We start from the raw sequence: 19998 nt of genomic DNA, 5'->3' as shown, positions 1-19998 counted from the left end.
TGAGAGGGGGCGGAGGACCGGTGAGAGGGGGCGGGATGGCACACGACGGCGCGTCGGTGGCACGGCGGGCGGCACGGCGGCTGCGGGGCTGGGGCGGCGTGGCCGCGATGGGCGTGGCCTGCGCGCTGACCGCCTCGCTCACCCTGCTGCCGCTGACCCGGGACACGGGCGGCACCGCCCCCGTCGGCCCCTTCGGGCCGGGTCCCGGCGTGGGCACCGGCGTCCAGGTGAAGGCCGACACCTGCGAGGACCCGCAGGCGTCGCTGCGGCCCTCCGCGGTGGACGGGCCCTCGGTCGCCGCGATCAGGAAGCGGGGGAAGCTGATCGTCGGCGTCGACCAGTCCAGCTACCGCTGGGGGTTCCGGAACCCGGAGACCGGCACCCTGGAGGGGTTCGACATCACCCTGGCGCGGGCGATCGCCAAGGACCTGCTGGGCGACGAGGAGGCGATCGTCCTGCGCGCGGTGCCCACGAACCAGCGGATCGCGGCCCTGGACAGCGGCCAGGTGGACCTGGTGGTCCGCACGATGACGATCAACTGCAAGCGGATCAAGCAGGTGGCGTTCTCCACCGCCTACTTCCGTGCCGGGCAGCAGGTGCTGGCCCCGAAGGACTCCCCGGTCACCGGCTACGACACCACGCTGAAGGACCGGCGGGTCTGCACCGCCGAGGGCTCCACGGCCTACGAGGCGCTGGAGGAGAAGTCCTTCGGCGCGGTCTTCCGTGACGAGGGCGACGGCACCCCCGCCGACCGGAACCTGCTGACCGTCCCCAACCAGCTCGACTGCCTGGCCCGGCTCCAGATGGGCGAGGTCGACGCGGTCGTCACCGACAACGCGCTCGCGGCCGGGCAGGCCGCGCAGGACCCGGCGGTGGAGCTGAAGGGGGAGCCGTTCACCGAGGAGTACTACGGGGTGGCGGCGAGGCTCGGCAACGACGACCTGGTCCGCCGGGTCAACAAGGTGCTGGAGGACTACCGGAAGGGCCCCTGGCAGGACGCGTACAGGACCTGGCTGGAGGCCGGGCTCGGCAAGGCCGAGCCGCCCCTCCCGCTGTACAAGTAGAAGGAGTTGAGGAGAGCGATGGGCGTCACGGGACCCCCTGGGCCGGTGATGGACCGGGACGAGGTGGACCGTGCGCTGGCGCGCCTCGGCGCGGAGCACAAGGCGGTCGAGGACTCGCTCCTCGCCCTCCAGGACCACGCCGGGAGGCGGCTCCTCGAAGGCGCCGGTCTGACCGGCACCACGCGGGAGCGGTGGGAGTCGACCGAGCGGACCATCACCGCGCTCTGGAACTGCTTCGACGCGTACACGGCGGCGCTGCGGGAGGCCCGCGAGGTCCGGTCGCGGCACCGGTGGCCGAACCGGGAGGAGCTGGCGGAGCTGACCGAGCGGCTGCGCGGCGACTCGGTGCACGTACCGGGCGGCGCGGGCGAACAGGCGCTGCTGGCCGAGCGGTTCACCCTCGACGGTCTGGTGCGGCGGATGAACGAGCTGTACGCGGACTCGCTCGACGTGGTGGTCACGGCGGACGCCGTGTGGTCGGCGCTGCCCGCGCGGATAGACCTGCTCGCGGCCGAGCTGGGCCGGACCCGTTCGCTGGCGCACTCCGTCGGGGTGCGGCCCGGGGAACACCCGGCCGGTGACGAGCTGGAGTCGATCACGGCCGAGCTGACCGAGCTGCGGTCCCGGGTGGTGACCGATCCGCTGGCCTTCTGGCGCCCGGCGGAGGGCAGTTCGGCACCGGGCGGCGGCCGGCCGGACACCGTGCGGTACGACCGGGCGGCGCTCGCCCTGGAGGACGTGCGGCGGGAGATCGAGGCGGTCCTCGCGGTGCGGCAGGACTCCGAGGAGCGGCTGCTGCGGCTGCGGGACGTGCTGTCCCGGGCGGACCGCACGCTCGCGGAGGCGCGGGTGGCGCGCGGCGAGGTGCTGGCGAAGATCGCCGCCTCCGAGGTGCCGGCCGTGAGCGGGCCGCCGACCGCGCTCCAGGAGCGGCTCCAGGCCGCCGCCGAGCACCGCAGGCACGCCCGGTGGCACCGGCTCTCGCCGCTGCTCGACGCGCTGGAGCGGGAGGCGGAGGAGGAGTTGCTGCGGGCCCGCGACTCGCTGACGGCGGTGACGGCCCCGCTCGCGGTGCGGGCGGAGCTGCGCGGCCGGCTGGACGCGTACCGGGCGAAGGCGGCCCGGCTCGGCGGGGCGGACGACCCCTTCCTGACCGAGCGGTACGACACGGCGCGCCGGATGCTGTGGAGCGCGCCCTGCGATCTGCGGGCGGCGGAGCAGGCCGTGCTCCGCTTCCAGCGGGCGGTGGCGGATCTGCTGTCCGGTCCGTCGGAGACGGGAGGACGACAGTGGTGAGCGGTCTCAGAGCGCCGGGGAGCTGCCAGCGGCCCGGCTGCGAGGGCGCGTACGAGGACGTGGGCGGCGGCGAGCTGTACTGCGACACGTGCGGGCTCGCGCCGGTGGTGGCGCCCAGCGGGCACCTCCAGGCCAATCCGACCGGGGTCGCGGTGCCGGGGAAGCACGGCGGCGACCGGGGCTCCGGGACGGGCGCGGGCTTCGGCACGCCGTCCGAGGCGGCGGCCTGGGGGCCCGACTCGGCGTCCGCGCGCAGCGGTTCGCGGGCGTCGTCGCGGGCCTCGTCGCGCTCCGCGTCCTCGCGCCGCTCGGTCTCCGGGCGTCTGTCGAGGTCGCTGTCCGGGCAGGCCACGGGCCGTTCGGTGTCGGTGCGCAGCTCCGGTGCGTCCGCCGAGCGGTCGGCCAGGAAGCGGCTGGGCGTCGGGCTCGTCGCGATCCCGGAGGTGCCGCGCCCGGATCCGCGCGCGGCGGTGATGGCGAACCCCGAGGTCCCGGAGCGGAAGCGCTTCTGCTCGCGCTCCGACTGCGGTGCGCCGGTGGGGCGTGCGCGCGGTGACCGGCCGGGCCGCACCGAGGGGTTCTGCACCTCGTGCGGGCACCCGTACTCCTTCGTGCCGAAGCTGCGCGCCGGTGACGTCGTGCACGGCCAGTACGAGGTGGCGGGATGCCTCGCACACGGCGGACTCGGCTGGATCTACCTGGCCGTGGACCGGGCGGTGGCGAACCGGTGGGTGGTCCTGAAGGGCCTGCTCGACACCGGCGACCAGGACGCCATGGAGGCGGCGATCTCGGAGCGCCGCTTCCTCGCCGAGATCGAGCACTCCAACATCGTCCGGATCTACAACTTCGTCGAGCACCTCGACCCGCGCACCGGCTCCCTGGACGGCTACATCGTCATGGAGTACGTGGGCGGCAAGTCGCTCAAGGAGATCGCCAACGACCGGCGGACCCCGGAGGGCCGGCGCGACCCGCTGCCGGTCGAGCAGGCGTGCGCGTACGGCATCGAGGCGCTGGAGGCCCTGGGCCACCTGCACAGCCGCAACCTGCTGTACTGCGACTTCAAGGTGGACAACGCCCTCCAGACCGAGGACCAGCTGAAGCTCATCGACATGGGCGCCGTCCGGCGGATGGACGACGACGAGTCGGCGATCTACGGCACGGTCGGCTACCAGGCTCCGGAGGTGGCGGAGGTCGGCCCCTCGGTCGCCAGCGACCTCTACACGGTGGCCCGCACGCTCGCCGTGCTCACCTTCGACTTCCAGGGCTACACCAACGTCTTCGCGAGCTCGCTGCCGGAGCCGCAGCACATCGAGGTCTTCCAGCGGTACGAGTCCTTCTACCGGTTCCTGGTGCGGGCGACCGACCCGGACCCGGCGCGCCGCTTCTCCTCCGCGGAGGAGATGGCTGAGCAGCTGACGGGGGTGCTGCGGGAGGTCGTGGCCCTCCAGTCGGGGCGGCCCCGGCCGGCGCTGTCCACGCTCTTCGGCGCGGAGACGCGGGTCACCGACACCGTGCTCTTCGGCGAGCTGACCGAGGACGTGTCGGTGCTGGGGGCGCGCCGGACCGGCCGGGCCCGGCGCGCCGCCCCGCCGGCCGCCGCGGGCGTCCCCGCCGGGCAGGGGCTCGGTGCGCTGCTCGCGCCGCTCGACGTGGCGGCCACCGCGCTGGCGCTGCCGGTGCCGCGGGTGGACCCGGCGGACGCCAACGCCGGTTTCCTCGCCGGTCTGCTGGCCGCGGCCCCCGCCGAGCTGCTCGGGGCGCTGCGGGCCGCGCCCGCGGACACCCCGGAGCTGCGGCTGCGGGCCCTGCGGGCCCAGCTCGACCTGCGGGACCTGGTCGCGGCCGGGCAGACGCTCGGCGCGCTGGAGCAGTGGGACGCGGACGACTGGCGGGTGGTGTGGCACCGCGGCGTGGCCTCGCTGGTGGGCGGCGACCTGACACACGCGGCGCTCGCCTTCGACGCGGTCTACGACGCCTTCCCCGGCGAGCCCGCGCCCAAGCTGGCGCTCGGCGTCTGCGCGGAGGTCCTGGGCCAGCTCGACAACGCGGCCGAGTACTACCACCTGGTGTGGACGACCGACCCCGGTTTCGTCAGCGCCGCGTTCGGACTGGCCCGGGTGCGGCTCGCCGCCGGGGACCGTACGGGCGCGGTCGCCGCGCTGGAATCCGTACCGGAGTCGTCCATCCACTACACGGCGGCCCGGGTCGCGGCCGTCCGGGCCCGGCTGCGGCGCCGTCCGCCGCGGGAGCCGCTCGGCGCCGACCTGACGGCGGCCGCCGGGCAGGTCTCGGCGCTGGGCGGCTTCGGCCTCGACCCGGTGCGGCGGGAGCGGCTCGCGACGGAGGTGCTCGGTACGGCGCTCGACTGGGTACTCTCCGGTAGTCCCGGTGCCGCGCCGGGCGGCGGGGAGCCGCTGCTCGGGAGCGCTCTGGACGAGAGCGGACTCCGCTTCGGCCTGGAGCGTGCCTACCGGGTGCTGGCCCGGCTCGCCCAGCGGGGCGAGGAGAGGATCGAACTGGTGGAGCGGGCCAACCGCTACCGCCCCAGGACGTGGGTGTGAGGATGTCCCAGAAGCCCCAGCCGCCGTCGCACGGCCTCGCCGTCTGCCCGGCCCCGGAGTGCGGCGAGCCCGTGGATCCGCGGGACCGCTTCTGCGGTGCCTGCGGCCATGACCTGTCGGCCGTCGTGGAGCTGCCCGCCGGGCAGGACCGGCCGACCATGCCGATCGCCGCGCCCGTCTGGCCCGAGGCGCCGCCCCGGGACCCCGGCTCGCTGTCGACGATGACCCAGCACCCCGGCGAGCTGCCCGGCACCGACTCGGGCGGCCGGGACCTGACGACCGCACCGCCGATGCCACCGGTCGCACCACCGGTCGCACCTCCGTCCGCGCCACCGGCCGCGCCACCCGTCGCACCTCCGTCCGCGCCGCCGGCCGTACCTCCGGCGGGGTCCGGCGGTGGGGCCGTACGGGCCGACGGGGACGTCCGGACCGACGGGCCCGTGCCGCCGCGCGGGGAGACCGTGCGCGGCGGGGGCGATTTCGAGCTGGCCGCGCCCGATCCGCGGACCGCCGTGCAGGCGGAGCCCGTGGCAGCGGCCGAGGCCGCGGGGGACGTGCCCGACGGGGTCTGCGTGGCCTGCCGGGCCGGGCGGGTCGACGGGGACGGCTACTGCGAGAACTGCGGGCACGCCCAGCCCCGCGAGCGGGACCACATGGAGCGGGAGCTCGGCACGGTCGCCGCGGTCAGCGACCGCGGACTGCGCCACCACCGCAACGAGGACTCGTTCGCGATCACCGAGACCGCGCTGCCCGACGGGCGGCCGGCCACCGTCGCGATCGTCTGCGACGGCGTCTCCTCCGCCCACCGGCCCGACGAGGCGTCCGCCGCCGCGGCCCGCGCCGCCGGCCGCGTGCTCGGCGAGGCCCTGCCCCGCGGCACCCACCCGCAGCAGGCCCTGCACGAGGCGATCGTCGCCGCCGCCGAGGCCGTCACCGCCCTGGCCCGTGAGAACGGCCCGGAGGGCGCCGGCCCCGACTCCTCGCACGGCGGCAACTCCCCCGCCTGCACCATCGTCGGCTCCGTCGTCGCCGACGGGCTGCTCGTCGTCGGCTGGGTCGGCGACAGCCGCGCCTACTGGGTGCCCGACGACCGCTCCGCGCCCGCCGCCCGGCTCACCGAGGACGACTCGTGGGCCGCGCAGATGGTCAAGGCGGGCCTGATGAACGAGGAGCAGGCGTACGCGGACGAGCGCGCCCACGCCATCACCGGCTGGCTCGGCGCCGACGCGTACGAACTGGAGCCGCACACCGCCGCGTTCAAGCCGGACCGGCCCGGCGTGGTGGTCGTCTGCACCGACGGCCTGTGGAACTACGCGGAGGCCGCCGACGCGATGGCCCGGGCCGTCCCGGCCGACGCGGCGACCCGGCCGCTGCACGCGGCGCGGGTCCTCGTCGGGCACGCGCTCGACGGCGGCGGACACGACAACATCACGGTCGCCCTGACGCCGTTCGCCCCGCCGGCCCCGGGGGCAGGCTCTTCCTGACCCCCCGTCACCACCCGCGTCCGCACCCTCGCCGAGGAGCCGAAACCAGATGGCGAACTTCGCCAAGCCGTCCCTGCCGCAGTTCTCGGTGGACGTCTACCAGAACGAGTACCTGCCGGCCGGCGGGCGGGACGTCGACGCGATCGTCACCGTCACCGCGACCGGCGGGGGCACCAGCGGCGCCGGGGGCGTCACGGCGGGCGGACCGGCCGGCGTGGTGATCATGGTCGACTGCTCGGGCTCGATGGACTACCCGCCGACCAAGATGGAGGGCGCCCGCGCCGCCACCGCCGCCGCGATCGACACCCTCCGCGACGGCACCTCCTTCGCCGTCGTCGCCGGCAACCACGTCGCCACCCCCGTCTACCCGGAGCGGGGGCGGCTCGCCGTCGCCGGCGCCGGGACCCGTGCCGACGCCAAGGCGTCCCTGGCCCGGCTCACCGCCGACGGCGGCACCGCGATCGGCACCTGGCTGCGGCTCGCCGACACCCTCCTCGGGGACGAGGACCTGGTCATCCGGCACGCCGTGCTGCTCACCGACGGACGCAACGAGCACGAGTCCCCCGAGGCGCTGCGGAGCGCGCTCGACGCCTGCGCGGGCCGCTTCACCTGCGACGCGCGGGGGGTCGGCACCGACTGGGAGGTCAAGGAGGTCACGGGGATCGCCTCGGCGCTGCTCGGCTCCGCCGACATCGTCGCCGATCCGGCCGGTCTCACCGCCGACTTCACGGCCATGATGGAGAACGTCATGGGCAAGGGCGTCGCCGACGTGGCGCTGCGGCTGTGGACGCCGGTCGGCGCGGAGCTCGTCTTCGTCAAGCAGGTCGCCCCCTCGGTCGCCGACCTGACCACCCGCCGGGCCGACACCGGGCCGCGCGCCGGGGAGTACCCGACCGGCTCCTGGGGCGACGAGTCCCGCGACTACCACGTGCGCGTACGGGTCCCGGCGAACGCGGTCGGGCAGGAGATGCTCGCCGCGCGGGTCTCGCTGATCGTGCCCGACCCGGCGGGCGGGGACGCCCGGCCGGTGTCCCAAGGGCTGATACGAGCGGTGTGGTCGCACGACGTGGCGATGACCACCGCGATCAACCCCCAGGTCGCCCACTACACGGGCCAGGCGGAGCTCGCGGACGCCATTCAGGAGGGCCTGGACGCCCGCAAATCGGGCGATCAGGACGGAGCGACCGCGAAACTGGGCCGCGCGGTGCAGCTCGCGGCGGCCTCCGGCAACGCCGATACGGCGAAACTCCTTTCGAAGGTGGTGGACGTGGTCGATGCGGCGGCGGGTACTGTGCGTTTGAAGGCGAAGGTCGCGGAGGCGGACGAGATGACACTCGAGACCCGCTCCACCAAGACCGTTCGCGTCAAGAGGTAGCCCGGCCCACCGGGCCGGACGACGAGAGGGGGAAGCACCGACATGCCGACCTGCCCGAACGGACACCAGTCGGTCTCCGACGACTGGTGCGAGGTCTGCGGCCATCGCATGGCCGGGGCGGGCGCGCCTGCGGGTGCCGTACCGCCCCCTCCCCCCGGCCCTCCCGGCCCCCCTCCCCCACCGCCGGCCTACGGCTACCCCCACCCGAACCCCCCGGGCGGCGCGGGTGGCCCCGGCGGGCCTGGCGGTCCTGACTTCTCCGGCGGCCCCGGCGGTCCCGGCTTCCCCGGTGCTCCCGGAGGCCCGGGAGCTCCCGGCGGTCCTGACTTCTCCGGCGGCCCGGGTCGCCCGGGCGGCGCGGGTGGCCCCGGCGGCCCTGGCGGGCCCGGCTTCCCCGGTGCTCCCGGAGGCCCGGGAGCTCCCGGCGGTCCTGACTTCTCCGGCGGCCCGGGCGGCGCGGGTGGCCCCGGCTTCCCCGGTGCTCCGGGTGCGCCCGGTGGCCCTGACTTCCCCGGCGCGCCTGGTGGTTCCGGCGGCCCTGGCGGCCCCGGCTTCCCCGGTGGTCCGGGTGCGTCCGGTGGCCCTGGCGGCCCCGGCTTCCCCGGTGGTCCGGGCGCCCCTGATGGTCCCCGCGGTCCCGGCTTTTTCGACGGCCCTGGTGCGCCCGGCGGTGCCGGCGGTCCTGGCTTCCCCGGCGGCCCGGGGTCTCCCGAGGGGCCCCGCAGCCCCGGCGGTCCCGGTGCTCCCGGAGGTCCGGGGGCGCCCGACGGCCCCGGCTTCTCCGGTGGTCCGGGTGCGCCCGGCGGTCCCGGTGGACCCGGCGGACCCGGTTTCCCTGGTGGACCGAGTGCTCCTGACGGTCCCCGTGGTCCCGGCTTCCCGGGTGCTCCCGGTGGTGCGGGCGGTCCCGGTGGTCCGGGCGGTCCCAGTGGCCCCGGCTTCCCCGGCGGCCCGGGTGCGGGCGGTCCCGGTGGTCCCGGCTTCGCCGGCGGTCCGGGTGCGCCCGACGGTCCCCGTGGCTCCGGCTTCCCCGGGAGCCCGGGTGCGCCCGGTGGTCCCGGCGCCGACGGCCCCGGCTTCCCTGGTGGTCCGGGTGCCCCGGCGGGCGGTGGCCGGCCCGGCTCACCCGACGGTCCCGGCTTTCCCGGTGGTCCGGGGGGCCCGGCCGACGCCGGTCGTTCCGGTTTCCCGGGCGGTCCCGGTTCTCCGGCGGGCGCCGGAGGTCCCGGCTTCCCGCCCCCGCCGGGCGGACCCGGTGCACCCGGCTTCCCGCCCGGCGCTCCCGGCGCTCCGGCCGGTGCCGGCGGTCCTGGTTTCCCCGGTGCGCCCGGTGGCCCGGCGGCTTCCGGCGGTCCCGGATTCCCGGGCGGTCCGGCCGGCGGCCCCGGCTTCCCCGACGGTCCGGGTGCCCTCGGCGGCCCCTCGTTCCCCGGTGCTCCCGGCGGACCGGGCGCTCCGGCCGGTGCCGGCGGGCCCGGTTTCCCCGGTGCGCCCGGCGGCCCGGCGGGTCCCGGATTCCCGGGTGGTCCCGGCTTCCCTGACGGTCCGGGTGGTCCCGGTGCGCCCGGCGGTCCCGGTGCGCCCGGTTTCCCGGGTGGTCCCGGCGCCCCCGCCGGACCGGGTGGCCCCGGTGCGTCCTCGTTCTCCGGTGGGCCCGGTGGGCCCGGTGGCCCTCCGGCCGCCTTCCGGGGCGGGGCCGGCGGGGATCCGAACGCCACCGCGCAGGCGGAGCTGTGCCCGCAGTGCCGTACGCCGCGCGAGCACATGGCGCCGTACTGCGAGGAGTGCCGCTGGAACTTCCTGACCGGTACCGCGACCTCGTACACGCCGATCGCGCCCGCCAACCGGCCCGCCGGGCCGCCGCCGGCCGCTCCCGTCGCGCCCAGCGCTCCCGGCGCTCCCGGCGCGCCGCGGGATCCGTTCGGGTACCACGACTCGCGGCCGTCGCAGGTGAACCGGCCGGCCGAGCCGCTGGGGGCCGAGCCGACCCACCAGCAGGCGCCGCCCCCGTACGTCCAGGCACAGGCTCAGGCCCCGGCCCCGCCGGCCCCGCCGCAGCCGCGCGCCGACGACGACTGGGTGCTCTCCCCGCCGTCCCAGGCACAGCCGCCGGAGCCGCAGCAGCCGCAGCGCCCGCAGGGGTGGACCGCCCACATCGGGCCGGACCGCGACTACTTCCTGGCGATGATGCGCCGCAGCGGCCCGGAGGCGTCAGGCCTCAACCTGCCCGCGTACGCGCCGCCGAAGCAGCTGCCGCTCCAGGGCAACCAGGTCTCGATCGGGCGCCGCCGGCACTCCACCGGCGAGTCCCCCGACATCGACCTGGCCGTGCCGCCGGAGGACCCGGGCGTCTCGCACCAGCACGCCGTGCTGGTGCAGCAGCCCGACGGTTCGTGGGCGGTGGTGGACCAGAACTCCACCAACGGCACCACGGTCAACGGCGGCGAGGAGCCGATCCAGCCGTACGTACCCGTCCAGCTCCAGGACGGCGACCGGGTCCACGTCGGCGCCTGGACGACGATCACCGTCCGGCGCGGCTGACCTCCGAGGACCGGTGGAGCGGAGGAGCGGAGGTCCTAGACCTCCGGTCCTCCGCCGCCCCGTCTGAGACGATGGAACGGTGAACGAGATTCCCGGGGACGGCACGGTGCAGGAGCAGACCTTCTACGAGCAGGTCGGCGGCGAGGAGACGTTCCGCCGTCTCGTCCGGCGCTTCTACGAGGGCGTCGCCGAGGACCCGCTGCTCCGCCCGATGTACCCGGAGGAGGACCTCGGCCCCGCCGAGGAGCGGTTCGCGCTCTTCCTGATGCAGTACTGGGGCGGCCCCGGCACGTACAGCGAGCGCCGCGGCCACCCCCGCCTGCGCATGCGGCACGCCCCCTTCGCCGTCGACCGGGCCGCGCACGACGCCTGGCTCCGGCACATGCGGGACGCGATCGACAGCCTGGAGCTCGCGCCGGAGCACGAGGCCCAGCTGTGGCGGTACATGACGTACGCGGCGGCCTCGATGGTGAACACCGCCGGCTGAGACCGCGGGGCGGATTCCTCCCCCACCGACAGGTTCAGACCACTCCACGCCACCGGATGAACACATTCCGGGGAACGCCGACCGAATAACGGTCACGATCCCATCAAGGTCGGTGCGCAAGCGGTTTCCAGCGGCCCGTGGCCGATGAAAGCATTCCCCGAACGTTTCGAGACGTTTCGAGACTCCGACAGGCGTTCGGTGACATGCCGGGGCGCGTGGAGCGGCCAGGGGGATGGGTGACGGGGTTCGTACTTCTGCGCGTCAGGGCACACCGGCTGCTGCTCGGCGCGGCACTGCTCGCCGTCGTCCTGACCACCACGGTCCTCGCGACCCTCGCGGGGTTCTCCGGCTCCATCGGGAACGCCGCGCTCCAGGCCGTCCTGCGTGACCGCTCCGCGGCCGCCGCCACCCTGCTCGTCTCCGGGCAGGTGCCCGCCGAGCGGCGGGCCGCCACCGACCGGGCCGTCACCGACGGCGCCCGGCGCGCCTTCGACGGACTGCCCGTCACCGTCCGGCGCCTGGAGAGCTCCGGGCCGTACGCGCTGCCCCGCTCGCTCCAGTCGCCCGCGGCCCGCCAGGGCGAGCCCGACCTGACCCACTTCGCGGCGCTCGACCGCACCCGCCTCACCCTCGTCCGCGGCGCCTGGCCGAAGACCGCCGGCGACGGCGTGGTGGAGGCGGCGCTGCCCCAGGAGGCGGCGAAGCGGCTCGGCACCGGCCCGGGCTCCGTCCTCGAGATCACCGACCGGCTCACCGAGCAGCGCCTCCGGGTACGGATCACCGGCGTCTACGCGCCGGCCGACGCGACCGACCCGTACTGGCTGCTCGACCCGGCCGGCGGCCGCGGCGTGCGGACCGTCTCCTTCACCACGTACGGGCCGCTGCTCGCCGACCCGTCGGTGCTGACCTCCGGCTCCGTCAGCGTCGGCGGGACGTCCTGGCTCGGCACCGCCGACTTCTCCCGCCTCGACACCGGCGGGATCGGAGCGCTGCGCGAGGCGGCGACCCGGGAGCCGGAGGCGATGACCGCCGACGGCGAATCCTTCGGCACCACGATCAACGCGACCACCGGCCTGCCGACCCTGCTCGCGCAGACCGAACGCGCCCTCACCGTCTCCCGCTCCACCCTCCTCGTCGTCGCCGTGCAGCTGGTGCTGCTCGCCGCGTACGCGCTGCTGCTCGTCGCCCGGCTGCTGAGCGCCGAACGCTCCGGCGAGACCGCGCTGCTCCGCGCTCGCGGCGGCTCCCGGCGCCGGGTCGCGGGACTCGCCGCCGCCGAGGCGCTGCTCCTCGCACTGCCCGCCGCCCTCCTCGCCCCCCTGCTCGCCGGCCCGCTGACCCGCCTCTTCGCCGAGCGGTCGGCGCTCACCTCGCTCGGCGTCCGGCTCGACACCTCGCCCTCCGCGACCGTCTGGCTGGTCGCCGCCGGGGTCGCCCTCGCCTGCGCGGCGGCGGTCGTCGCCCCCGCGCTCGCCGCCCGGGACGGCGACGCCGTCTCGCTCCGCGGGGCACGGGGCGGCGGCCTCCCCCGGTCGGTGCGGGCGGGCGCGGACCTCGCGCTGCTGCTCGTCGCCGGCATCGCGCTCTGGCAGCTCCAGCGCAATCCGGAGGGAGCCGCCGACGGCTCCTCGGTCGACCCGGTGCTCGTCGCCGCGCCCGCCCTCGCGCTGCTCGCCGGCACCGTCCTGACGCTGCGTCTGCTGCCGCCCGCCGCCAGGCTCGCCGAGCGGCGCGCGGCCGGCGGCCGCGGCCTGTCCGCCGCGCTCGCCGGCTGGCAGTTCAGCCGCCGGCCGCTGCGCGGCGCGGGCCCGGTCCTGCTCCTCGTCCTCGCCGTGGCGATGGGCATGCTGGCGATCGGCCAGAGCAACTCCTGGGAGCGTTCGCAGCACGACCAGGCCGACTTCCGGTCCGGCGCGCCCGTGCGGGTCCTGGGCGTCGGCTCCGGCGATCCGACCAGGACCTCCCGGCTCGCCGCCGTTCCCGGGGTGCGCGAGGTCGCGCCGGTCCACCGGGCCTCCATGGACGTGGCCGGCCGCACCGCCACCGTGCTCGCCGCCCACACCGACCGGCTCGCCGGCGGCCTGCTGCTGCGCGAGGACCTGGCGGGCGTCCCCGCGGACGGACTGCTCGCCCCGCTCAAGCCGAAGGGCACCGGACGGCAGGGGTTCGCCCTGCCGGAGGACAGCCGCTCGCTCTCCGTCGACCTGCGCGGCGAGGCGCCGCCCGGCACCGGCGCCGGCCGGATCGTCCTCACCCTGGAGGACGCGTACGGCGTCCCGTACCGGCAGTCCGCGGGCACCCTGCCCGCCGACGGCCGCACCCACCGCCTCACGCTCGACCTCTCCCCGCTGACCTCCGGGAGTACCCGCCCCGGCGGCCGGCTCAGCCTCACCGGCGTCGAGCTCGCCGCCGACTTCACCGAGGGCGCCCACCGCGCCCAGACCCTCCGCGTCGACCGGATCGCCACGACCGGGGCGGACGGGAAGCCGCGCACCGTCGATCCGGCGCGCACGCTCGCCCGCTGGACCGCCGTCGCCCGGCAGACCGTCAACGGCGAGCCCGACGACCCGAAGACGCTGTCCGGCGCGGCCGGACGCGCCGCGGCCGGCGGCACGACCCCGTACACCGTCCCGTACACGCTCAGCGGTCTGTTCGACGACCTCGACGGGCCCCTGGCGGAGGACTACACGGTGCGGCTGACCGCGCCCATGGCCGCGCAGCCGAAGCACCTGCCCGCGATCGCCACCGAGGCGTTCATGACCGCGTCCAGGGCGCAGCAGGGCGACGTCGTCCAGCTCGCCCTCGGCGGCCGCCGGATCGACGTGGTCGTCACCCGGGTCGTGGAGGGCCTGCCGACCACCGGGACCGCGGGCCGGACCACCGGCGCGGGGGCCGCGGGACAGGCCGAGCAGGACGGCGGCGGCGTGCTGGTCGACCTGACGGCCGTCAACCGGGTCCTGGCCACCGGCGACCCCGCCGTGCCCCTGGCGCCCACCGAGTGGTGGCTGACCCCCGAACCGGGCCGGGCGGACGCCGTCGCCCAGGCGCTGCGCGCCGCCGCCGACGACGAGCCCGGCGAGATCGTCGTCCGTGACGCGATCGCCGAGGGCCTGCTCGGCGACCCGCTCGGCGCGGGCCCCCACACCGCCCTGATGGCGGTGGCCGCCGCCGCGGTGGCGCTGGCCGCGGTCGGCTTCGCCGTCGGCGCGGCCGGCTCCGTACGGGAACGGGCCGCCGAGTTCGCGGTCCTGCGGGCCCTCGGCGCGCCCCGCCGCCGGCTCGCCCGGCTCCTCGCCGCCGAACAGGGCCTCCTGATCGGCGTGGGGCTCCTGGTGGGCGTCGCCCTCGGCACCCTGCTGGCCCGGGTCGTCGTCCCGCTGGTGGTGCTCACCGGCAGCGCCACCCGGCCCGTGCCGCCCGTCCTGGTCGAACTGCCCCTCGGCGAGGTCGCCCTGCTCCTCGCCGGAGTCGCCGCCCTGCCGCTCGCGGTCGTCGCGGCCATCGCCCTGCGCCGCAACGACCCGGCGGTGTCCCTGCGCCACCAGGGAGACAACTGATGTCCGACGTCCCGCGCGAGGAGTCCCGCCCGATGCAGCCCGCAGGCGAGTCCGAGAAGGCCGAGGCCCGGGTGGCGGCCGGGTCCGGGAAGGCCCGCGTCCGGGCGGTCGCGCCCTGGGTGCGGACCCGGCTGCGGGCCGCGCCGGGCGCCGCCGCCGGCCTGGCGCTGCTGGTGTTCGTCACCGCCCTGCTCGCCGCCGCGCTGCCGCGGGTGGTCGACGCGTACGAGACGGAGGGGCTGCGGCACGGCGTCCGCACCGCCCCCGCCCATCTCTCCCAGGTCGAGGTCACCGTCCCGCTGGAGCAGGGGGCCACGATCTCGCCGGAGACGCTGCGGGAGCTCCAGGAGGGGCTGCGGGGCCTGATACCGCCGCCGCTGCTCACCGACCCGGGGCAGACCGCGCACGGCATCCGGACGATGGTCCTGATCCCGGGGCTCGACCCGTGGCTGCCCCGGCCGAGCAACGTGGCACCGGAGTTCGTCCTCGCCTCGCCCTCGGACCTCTCCGACCACTCGACGCTGCTCCAGGGCCGGATGCCCGCCGGCAGCCCCACCCGGCCGGAGGCCGCGGTGACGGCGCGGACCGCCGAGATCCTCAAGATCAAGCCCGGGTCGGTCGTGCACGTGCCCGGCATCACCCCCGAGCCGGTGGCCGTCACCGTCACCGGCATCGTGGAGCCGCGCGAACCCGAGCGCCCCTACTGGGCCGTCGAGCCGCTGCTGCGGACCCCGGTGCTGGCCACGAAGCCGGATCCGACGCAGATCATCTACTTCTGGCAGGCGGCCCTCCTCGTCTCCCCGCAGGCGGGCTCCGCCCTGGCCTCGACCACGGGCAGCCCGGAGGCGTACTGGCGCTTCCCGCCGGTCTCCGGGCATCTCACCGCCGCGGACGCCGGACCGCTCGCCGCCTCCGTCGACTCGCTGTCCGGCGGCCCGGCCCTGGCGAAGATCCATGAGCTCACCGGTCCCACCGTCCGGGTCGCCACGGACCTCGGCACGGTCCTCGGCACCCACGACGCCACCGGCGCCGCGATCGCCCCGGTGGTGGCCGTCGCCGTCTTCGGCGTCGGCGCGGTGGGGGCCGTGGTCGTCGCCATGACCGGCGGGCTCCTGCTCTTCCGCCGCGACAGCGAACTGACACTGCTGCGCGCCCGCGGCGCCTCCCTGCCCGGGATCGGGCTCCGGCTGCTCGGCGAGACCTCCGCGGTCGCCGTCCCGGCCGCCGCACTCGGCCTGGTGGCCGCGGTCGCCCTGGTCCGCGGCCCCGGCACCCCCGGCGCCCCGGCTCTCACGGGCTCCGCGCCGCTCCTCCCGTCCGTCCTCGGTGCCGCCCTGGTCGCCCTGGTCACCGCGCTGGTGCTGCCCGTCCGGGCCGTGCTGCGGCACCGGGCGCCGAGGGTCCACGGGGCCCGCGAGGATCTGGTCGACGCCCGGCCGTCCCGCCGCCGCACCGTCGTCGAGCTCACCCTGCTCGTCCTCGCGGCGGGCGCGATCGCCTCGCTGCGGCTGCGCGGGACCGCCGACGCGGGCGACCACCTGGTCAGCGCCGCCCCGGTGTTCGTCGGTGTGATCGCCGCCCTGGTCCTCGTACGGTTCCAGCCGCTGCCGCTGCGTCTGCTGGCCCGCCAGGCCCGCCGGATGCGCGGCGTCGTCGGACCCCTGGCGATCGCCCGCGCCGGGCGTTCCCCGGCCGGCGGCGTGCTGCCGCTGCTCGCGCTCGTCCTGTCGCTGACCACGGCCGCGTTCGGCGGCTCGGTCCTCGCCGGGGTCACCGAGGCCCGCGACCGGGCGTCCCTGCTCGTCACCGGTGCCGACGCCCGGGTCGAGGCCGCCGCCGAGAGCGGCATCCCGGCCGGGCTGACGGAGGCGGTGCGCGGCGCGAAGGGCGTCCGCGAGGCGCAGTCCGTGCAGATCGAGTACGGGGTGGCCCTGCCGTCCCCGGTCACCACCGCCCCGCCGATGAACGCCCCGCTCGTCGCCGTCGACCCGGCCGCCTACGCGGGGCTCGCCCGGCGGACCGACAACGGCGCCTTCCCCGCGGGGCTGCTGGCCTCGACCGGGAAGGGCGGCCGGGAGGCGGCCCTCGACACCGCCCGGGTGCTGCCGGCGATCGCCTCCCCCGCGGTCGCGGCGCGCCTCGGCGACCAGCCGCAGCGGATCGACTCCGACGCCGGCGGCTTCCGCGTGCGGGTGGTCGCGGTCCGCGACTCCACGCCCGGGGTCCGCGGCGAGAACTTCCTCGTCGTCAACGCCGCCGACATCACCCTCCAGCGGCCGACCGCCGTGCTGGTCAGCGGGGACGTCGACGGCCCCGCGCTGCGGAAGGCCGTCGCCTCGAAGTCCCGGGACGCCGAGGTGACGCTCAGCGCGGAGGCCCGCGCCGCGTACGTGGACTCGCCGCTCCAGTCCGGCGCCGAGGGGCTCTACGCGGCGGCGATCGGAGCGGGCGCCGCCTACGCGGTGGCCGCCGTGCTGCTGTCGCTGATGCAGAGCGGCCCGGAGCGGGCGACGCTGCTGTCCCGGCTGCGGACGATGGGCCTGACCCGGCGGCAGGGACGCCGGCTGCTCGGCCTGGAGGCGCTGCCGCCGGCGGTCTTCGCCGCGCTCGGCGGGGCGCTCGCCGGCTGGGCGACGGTGCCGCTGCTCGCGCCGGGCGTGGACCTGCGCCGGCTGGCGCTGGCCACGGCGGAGGGCGGGGCGGCGCTGACCGGTACGCCGCTGCGGACCGATCCGTGGTCGCTGGTGCTGCCGGCCGTGGCCGTGGTCCTCCTGACGGGGGTGGCGGCCGGCGTCCAGGCGTGGTGGACGGGGCGGAGGAGCTCGGTGAAGGAACTCAGGGCAGGAGACGCACGATGACGACGACCGCGAACGCGACCCTGGAGGAGCTGGAGCGGCGGGCCAACGCGCACCGCGACCGGCCCTCGTACGGCCACGACGCACTGATCGCCTGCGACCGCCTGGTGCGGATCTTCACCACCGACGGGGTGGAGGTGCAGGCGCTCCAGGGGCTCGACCTCCTGGTGAAGGAAGGCGAGTTGATGGCCCTGGTCGGGGCGTCCGGCTCGGGCAAGTCGACGCTGATGAACATCCTCGCCGGTCTCGACGTGCCGACCGCCGGCGCGGCCCGGCTCGCGGGCTGCGACCTGCTCGCGATGACCGGCAAGGACCGGCTGCGCTACCGGCGCGAGGTGGTCGGCTTCGTCTGGCAGCAGACCGCCCGCAATCTCCTCCCCTACCTGACGGCAGCTCAGAATGTCTCCCTGCCCATGCAGTTGGCGGGGAGCAAGGCGAAGAAGGCGGAGCGGGCCGAGGAACTGCTCGCGATGATGGACATCGCGCACTGCCGGGACCGGCGCCCGCACCAGCTCTCCGGCGGACAGCAGCAGCGGGTCGCCATCGCCGTCGCCCTCGCCAACGACCCGAAGGTGCTGCTCGCCGACGAGCCGACCGGCGAGCTGGACTCGGCCACCGGCGAGCAGGTCTTCGCCGCCTTCCGCCGGGCCAACGAGGAACTGGGCACGACGATCGTGATCGTCACCCACGACCAGGCGGTCGCCACCGAGGTGCGCCGCACGGTCGCCATCCGCGACGGCCGCACCTCCTCCGAGGTGCTGCGCCGCACCGAGGTCGACGAGGCGGGCCGGGAGTCCCTGGTGGCACGGGAGTACGCGATGCTCGACCGCGCCGGGCGGCTCCAGCTGCCCGCGGACTACACCGAGGCACTGGGCATGGAGCACCGCGTGGCGCTGGAGCTGGAGCAGGACCACATCGGGGTGTGGCCGGACGACGCCGAGGGCTGAGGAACCGCGGCGCGGGCCGGCGCGTCCACGTCCCGGGGGTGGTCGGGATGGAGAAGGGCGGGGCCCTGTCGTACGCGGGCGCGGTGGCCGTGCCGCTCGGCGCGGGCGTGCTGCTGCACCTGTGGACGGGCTGGGCGGCGCGGAGCCCGCTCGGCCTGCCGAACGCTCTCGTGGACGGGGGCGGGCTGGTCGTCGCCGCACTGGCGGTGGTGGCGCTCAACGGGCTCTTCCGGGCCGGCGGCAGCATCCTGGCCCTCGTGGTGCTGCTGGCCGGGCTCGGCGCGGTGTGGGTCGAGGCCCGGGACTCCCGGGTGCGCGGGGCGACGGCGGAGTGCGTGGTGGTGGGGAAGGTGCGGGTCACCGACCATCCCACCTTCGGCGAGGGCGCCCCGGAGGCGAAGCGGCTGTACCACCACACCCTGGACTGCCCGGGCGGCTACCCGGAGGAGTTCTCCTGGGAGCGGCAGCTGGGCGAGCCGGGGAAGCCGGTCCGGATCGCGTACGACCCGGCGCGGCGGATGGACCCGGTCCCGGCCGAGGAGAACATCGCGCGGGGCGCCCCCTTCGTCCCCGCGGCCCTGCTGCTGCTCGCGGCGGCCCTCACGGCCGCCTCGCTCCGGCACGAGCTCACGGGGAGGGGAAAGCGGATCTGGTGAGCCGCGGCCGGGGCGTCTCCGCCTGTATTGCGGCCAGGCCGGGGGCGTCTTCGCTCGGATCAGGCCGTCCGGCGCGCCTTCGCCCGGATCAGGCCGGGGTGAAGGTGAGCGCGGTGGGCGCCGTACGCAGGGCGACGGAGCCGTAGGGGGTACGCAACCGCAGCCACGGTCCGGCGGCCATCAGGGCGACCGGCGCGTCGAGCGGGGGCAGGAAGCCCAGCGACTGGGCGGCGTGCACGGCCCGCAGGGGCAGGCCGGTGGCGCCGAGGGTACGGGACCAGATCTCGCGGCCGATGCGGTCGCGCTCGGCACGGGTGCGCCGCTCCTCGGGCAGTTCCTCGTCGCGGCGGCGGAACTCGGCGACGGCGGCGGCGACCGCCCCGCGCAGCTCCGCCGCGCCGGGCAGACCCTCGACGGGCCGCCAGCCGGAGCGCGGGGGAAGGACGCCGGCCCAGGGCGGGCCGGTGACGGCGCCGGGGACGACGGCCTTGCCGGCCGACTCCTCCACGCCGTCGAGGAGCTCTCCGGCGGAGACGGTGACGTCGAGGTCGACGTCGTCCACCAGACGGGCCGTACGGATCGCCAGCACCTCGAAGGACGGCGGGCGTCCGAACACGGCGAGCGCGCCGCCCCCGGCCTGGAGGCGGACGGCGGCGGCGCGGTCGTAGTGCACGAGCCGGGTCAGGAAGGCGGCGAGGGCCGCCGCCTCCCTGGGGTCGGCGAAGTGCAGCGGGGCGAGCACGGTCATGCGGCGGACGTCATCCCGTCGTCGACGTACTCCTGGAGGAAACGGCGCTCCTCCTCGGAGATGCGCCGCGGTCGCTGCGCCTCCAGGTCGAAGGGCACGACGACCGTGGACGCCCGGACGTAGGTCACGTCGGGGTCCTTGATCTCGTACGCGATCGTCAGGGAGGCCGCACCGATCTTGGTCACCCAGGACTCGATGGTCACCGGCGCGTGCCGGTGGACGAGCGGCCGCAGGTAGTCGATCTCGTGGCGGGCCACGACGGACCCGCCGGAGAAGGACGGGCTGCCGTCCCCCGGCGCCAGCCGGAACATGAAGTCGATCCGCGCCTCTTCCAGGTACCTCAGGAAGACGACGTTGTTGACGTGCCCGAAGGCGTCCATGTCCGACCAGCGCAGAGGGCAGCTGTAGAGGTGTCTCGCCACGGCCC

The 19998-nt window shown here is 76.6% G+C and carries 12 protein-coding genes and 1 pseudogene; 11 read left to right on the top strand and 2 right to left on the bottom strand.

Features of this window, described 5'->3' with window-relative positions:
* The first annotated feature begins 35 nt into the window (after positions 1–35).
* The 11 genes and pseudogenes from ACFYT9_RS01380 to ACFYT9_RS01330 all read left to right on the top strand — a co-directional run bounded on the left by ACFYT9_RS01380 (position 36) and on the right by ACFYT9_RS01330 (position 18823).
* Positions 36–1064, top strand: coding sequence for a glutamate ABC transporter substrate-binding protein (locus ACFYT9_RS01380; protein ID WP_387272343.1), 1029 nt, complete (start codon positions 36–38; stop codon positions 1062–1064).
* A gap of 18 nt (positions 1065–1082) precedes the next feature.
* Entirely contained in the window at positions 1083–2360 is a 1278-nt protein-coding gene (locus ACFYT9_RS01375; RefSeq protein ID WP_387272345.1) for a hypothetical protein, read from the top strand.
* On the top strand, positions 2357–4921 hold the full coding sequence (locus ACFYT9_RS01370) for a tetratricopeptide repeat protein (RefSeq protein ID WP_389160186.1): 2565 nt from the start codon (positions 2357–2359) through the stop codon (positions 4919–4921). The genes ACFYT9_RS01375 and ACFYT9_RS01370 overlap by 4 nt, the downstream gene beginning before the upstream one ends.
* A gap of 2 nt (positions 4922–4923) precedes the next feature.
* Complete coding sequence (locus tag ACFYT9_RS01365; protein ID WP_389160184.1) at positions 4924–6405, top strand: PP2C family serine/threonine-protein phosphatase; 1482 nt, start codon at positions 4924–4926, stop codon at positions 6403–6405.
* 49 nt (positions 6406–6454) lie between these two features.
* Positions 6455–7780, top strand: coding sequence for a VWA domain-containing protein (locus tag ACFYT9_RS01360; protein WP_387272350.1), 1326 nt, complete (start codon positions 6455–6457; stop codon positions 7778–7780).
* Positions 7781–9436: 1656 nt separating this feature from the next.
* Positions 9437–10321: pseudogene (locus ACFYT9_RS01355) on the top strand (FHA domain-containing protein); the annotation flags it as partial.
* Between the two features lie 79 nt (positions 10322–10400).
* Positions 10401–10808 (top strand): globin, encoded by a 408-nt coding sequence (locus ACFYT9_RS01350; protein ID WP_389160182.1) that lies wholly within the window; start codon positions 10401–10403, stop codon positions 10806–10808.
* Positions 10809–11044: 236 nt separating this feature from the next.
* Entirely contained in the window at positions 11045–14365 is a 3321-nt protein-coding gene (locus ACFYT9_RS01345) for an FtsX-like permease family protein (protein ID WP_389160180.1), read from the top strand.
* Positions 14365–17223, top strand: a complete 2859-nt coding sequence (locus ACFYT9_RS01340; protein ID WP_389160178.1) for an FtsX-like permease family protein — start codon at positions 14365–14367, stop codon at positions 17221–17223. The genes ACFYT9_RS01345 and ACFYT9_RS01340 overlap by 1 nt, the downstream gene beginning before the upstream one ends.
* Positions 17220–18167 carry an ABC transporter ATP-binding protein gene (locus ACFYT9_RS01335; RefSeq protein WP_387272358.1) on the top strand — a complete coding sequence of 316 codons (948 nt, stop codon included), beginning with the start codon at positions 17220–17222 and terminating at the stop codon, positions 18165–18167. Before ACFYT9_RS01340 ends, ACFYT9_RS01335 begins: the two co-directional genes overlap by 4 nt.
* A gap of 47 nt (positions 18168–18214) precedes the next feature.
* Positions 18215–18823, top strand: a complete 609-nt coding sequence (locus ACFYT9_RS01330; protein WP_389160175.1) for a hypothetical protein — start codon at positions 18215–18217, stop codon at positions 18821–18823.
* 88 nt (positions 18824–18911) lie between these two features.
* On the opposite strand, the gene ACFYT9_RS01325 is transcribed toward ACFYT9_RS01330, so the two are convergent.
* Positions 18912–19571 (bottom strand): hypothetical protein, encoded by a 660-nt coding sequence (locus ACFYT9_RS01325; RefSeq protein WP_376600765.1) that lies wholly within the window; start codon positions 19569–19571, stop codon positions 18912–18914.
* On the bottom strand, positions 19568–19993 hold the full coding sequence (locus tag ACFYT9_RS01320; RefSeq protein WP_376600763.1) for an acyl-CoA thioesterase: 426 nt from the start codon (positions 19991–19993) through the stop codon (positions 19568–19570). The genes ACFYT9_RS01325 and ACFYT9_RS01320 overlap by 4 nt, the downstream gene beginning before the upstream one ends.
* Positions 19994–19998: the final 5 nt, after the last annotated feature.

Source organism: Streptomyces sp. NPDC004435, from assembly GCF_042873895.1.
Taxonomy (GTDB): Bacteria; Actinomycetota; Actinomycetes; order Streptomycetales; family Streptomycetaceae; genus Streptomyces.
This window is presented reverse-complemented; position numbering and strand designations above follow the sequence as displayed.

Bases quoted from the DNA above. Each gene is read 5' to 3' on its own strand.
- ACFYT9_RS01325 (WP_376600765.1), bottom strand. From the start codon at position 19,571: ATGACCGTGCTCGCCCCGCTGCACTTCGCCGACCCCAGGGAGGCGGCG.
- ACFYT9_RS01375 (WP_387272345.1), top strand. From the start codon at position 1,083: ATGGGCGTCACGGGACCCCCTGGGCCGGTGATGGACCGGGACGAGGTG.
- ACFYT9_RS01340 (WP_389160178.1), top strand. From the start codon at position 14,365: ATGTCCGACGTCCCGCGCGAGGAGTCCCGCCCGATGCAGCCCGCAGGC.
- ACFYT9_RS01330 (WP_389160175.1), top strand. From the start codon at position 18,215: ATGGAGAAGGGCGGGGCCCTGTCGTACGCGGGCGCGGTGGCCGTGCCG.
- ACFYT9_RS01380 (WP_387272343.1), top strand. From the start codon at position 36: ATGGCACACGACGGCGCGTCGGTGGCACGGCGGGCGGCACGGCGGCTG.
- ACFYT9_RS01335 (WP_387272358.1), top strand. From the start codon at position 17,220: ATGACGACGACCGCGAACGCGACCCTGGAGGAGCTGGAGCGGCGGGCC.
- ACFYT9_RS01365 (WP_389160184.1), top strand. From the start codon at position 4,924: ATGTCCCAGAAGCCCCAGCCGCCGTCGCACGGCCTCGCCGTCTGCCCG.
- ACFYT9_RS01360 (WP_387272350.1), top strand. From the start codon at position 6,455: ATGGCGAACTTCGCCAAGCCGTCCCTGCCGCAGTTCTCGGTGGACGTC.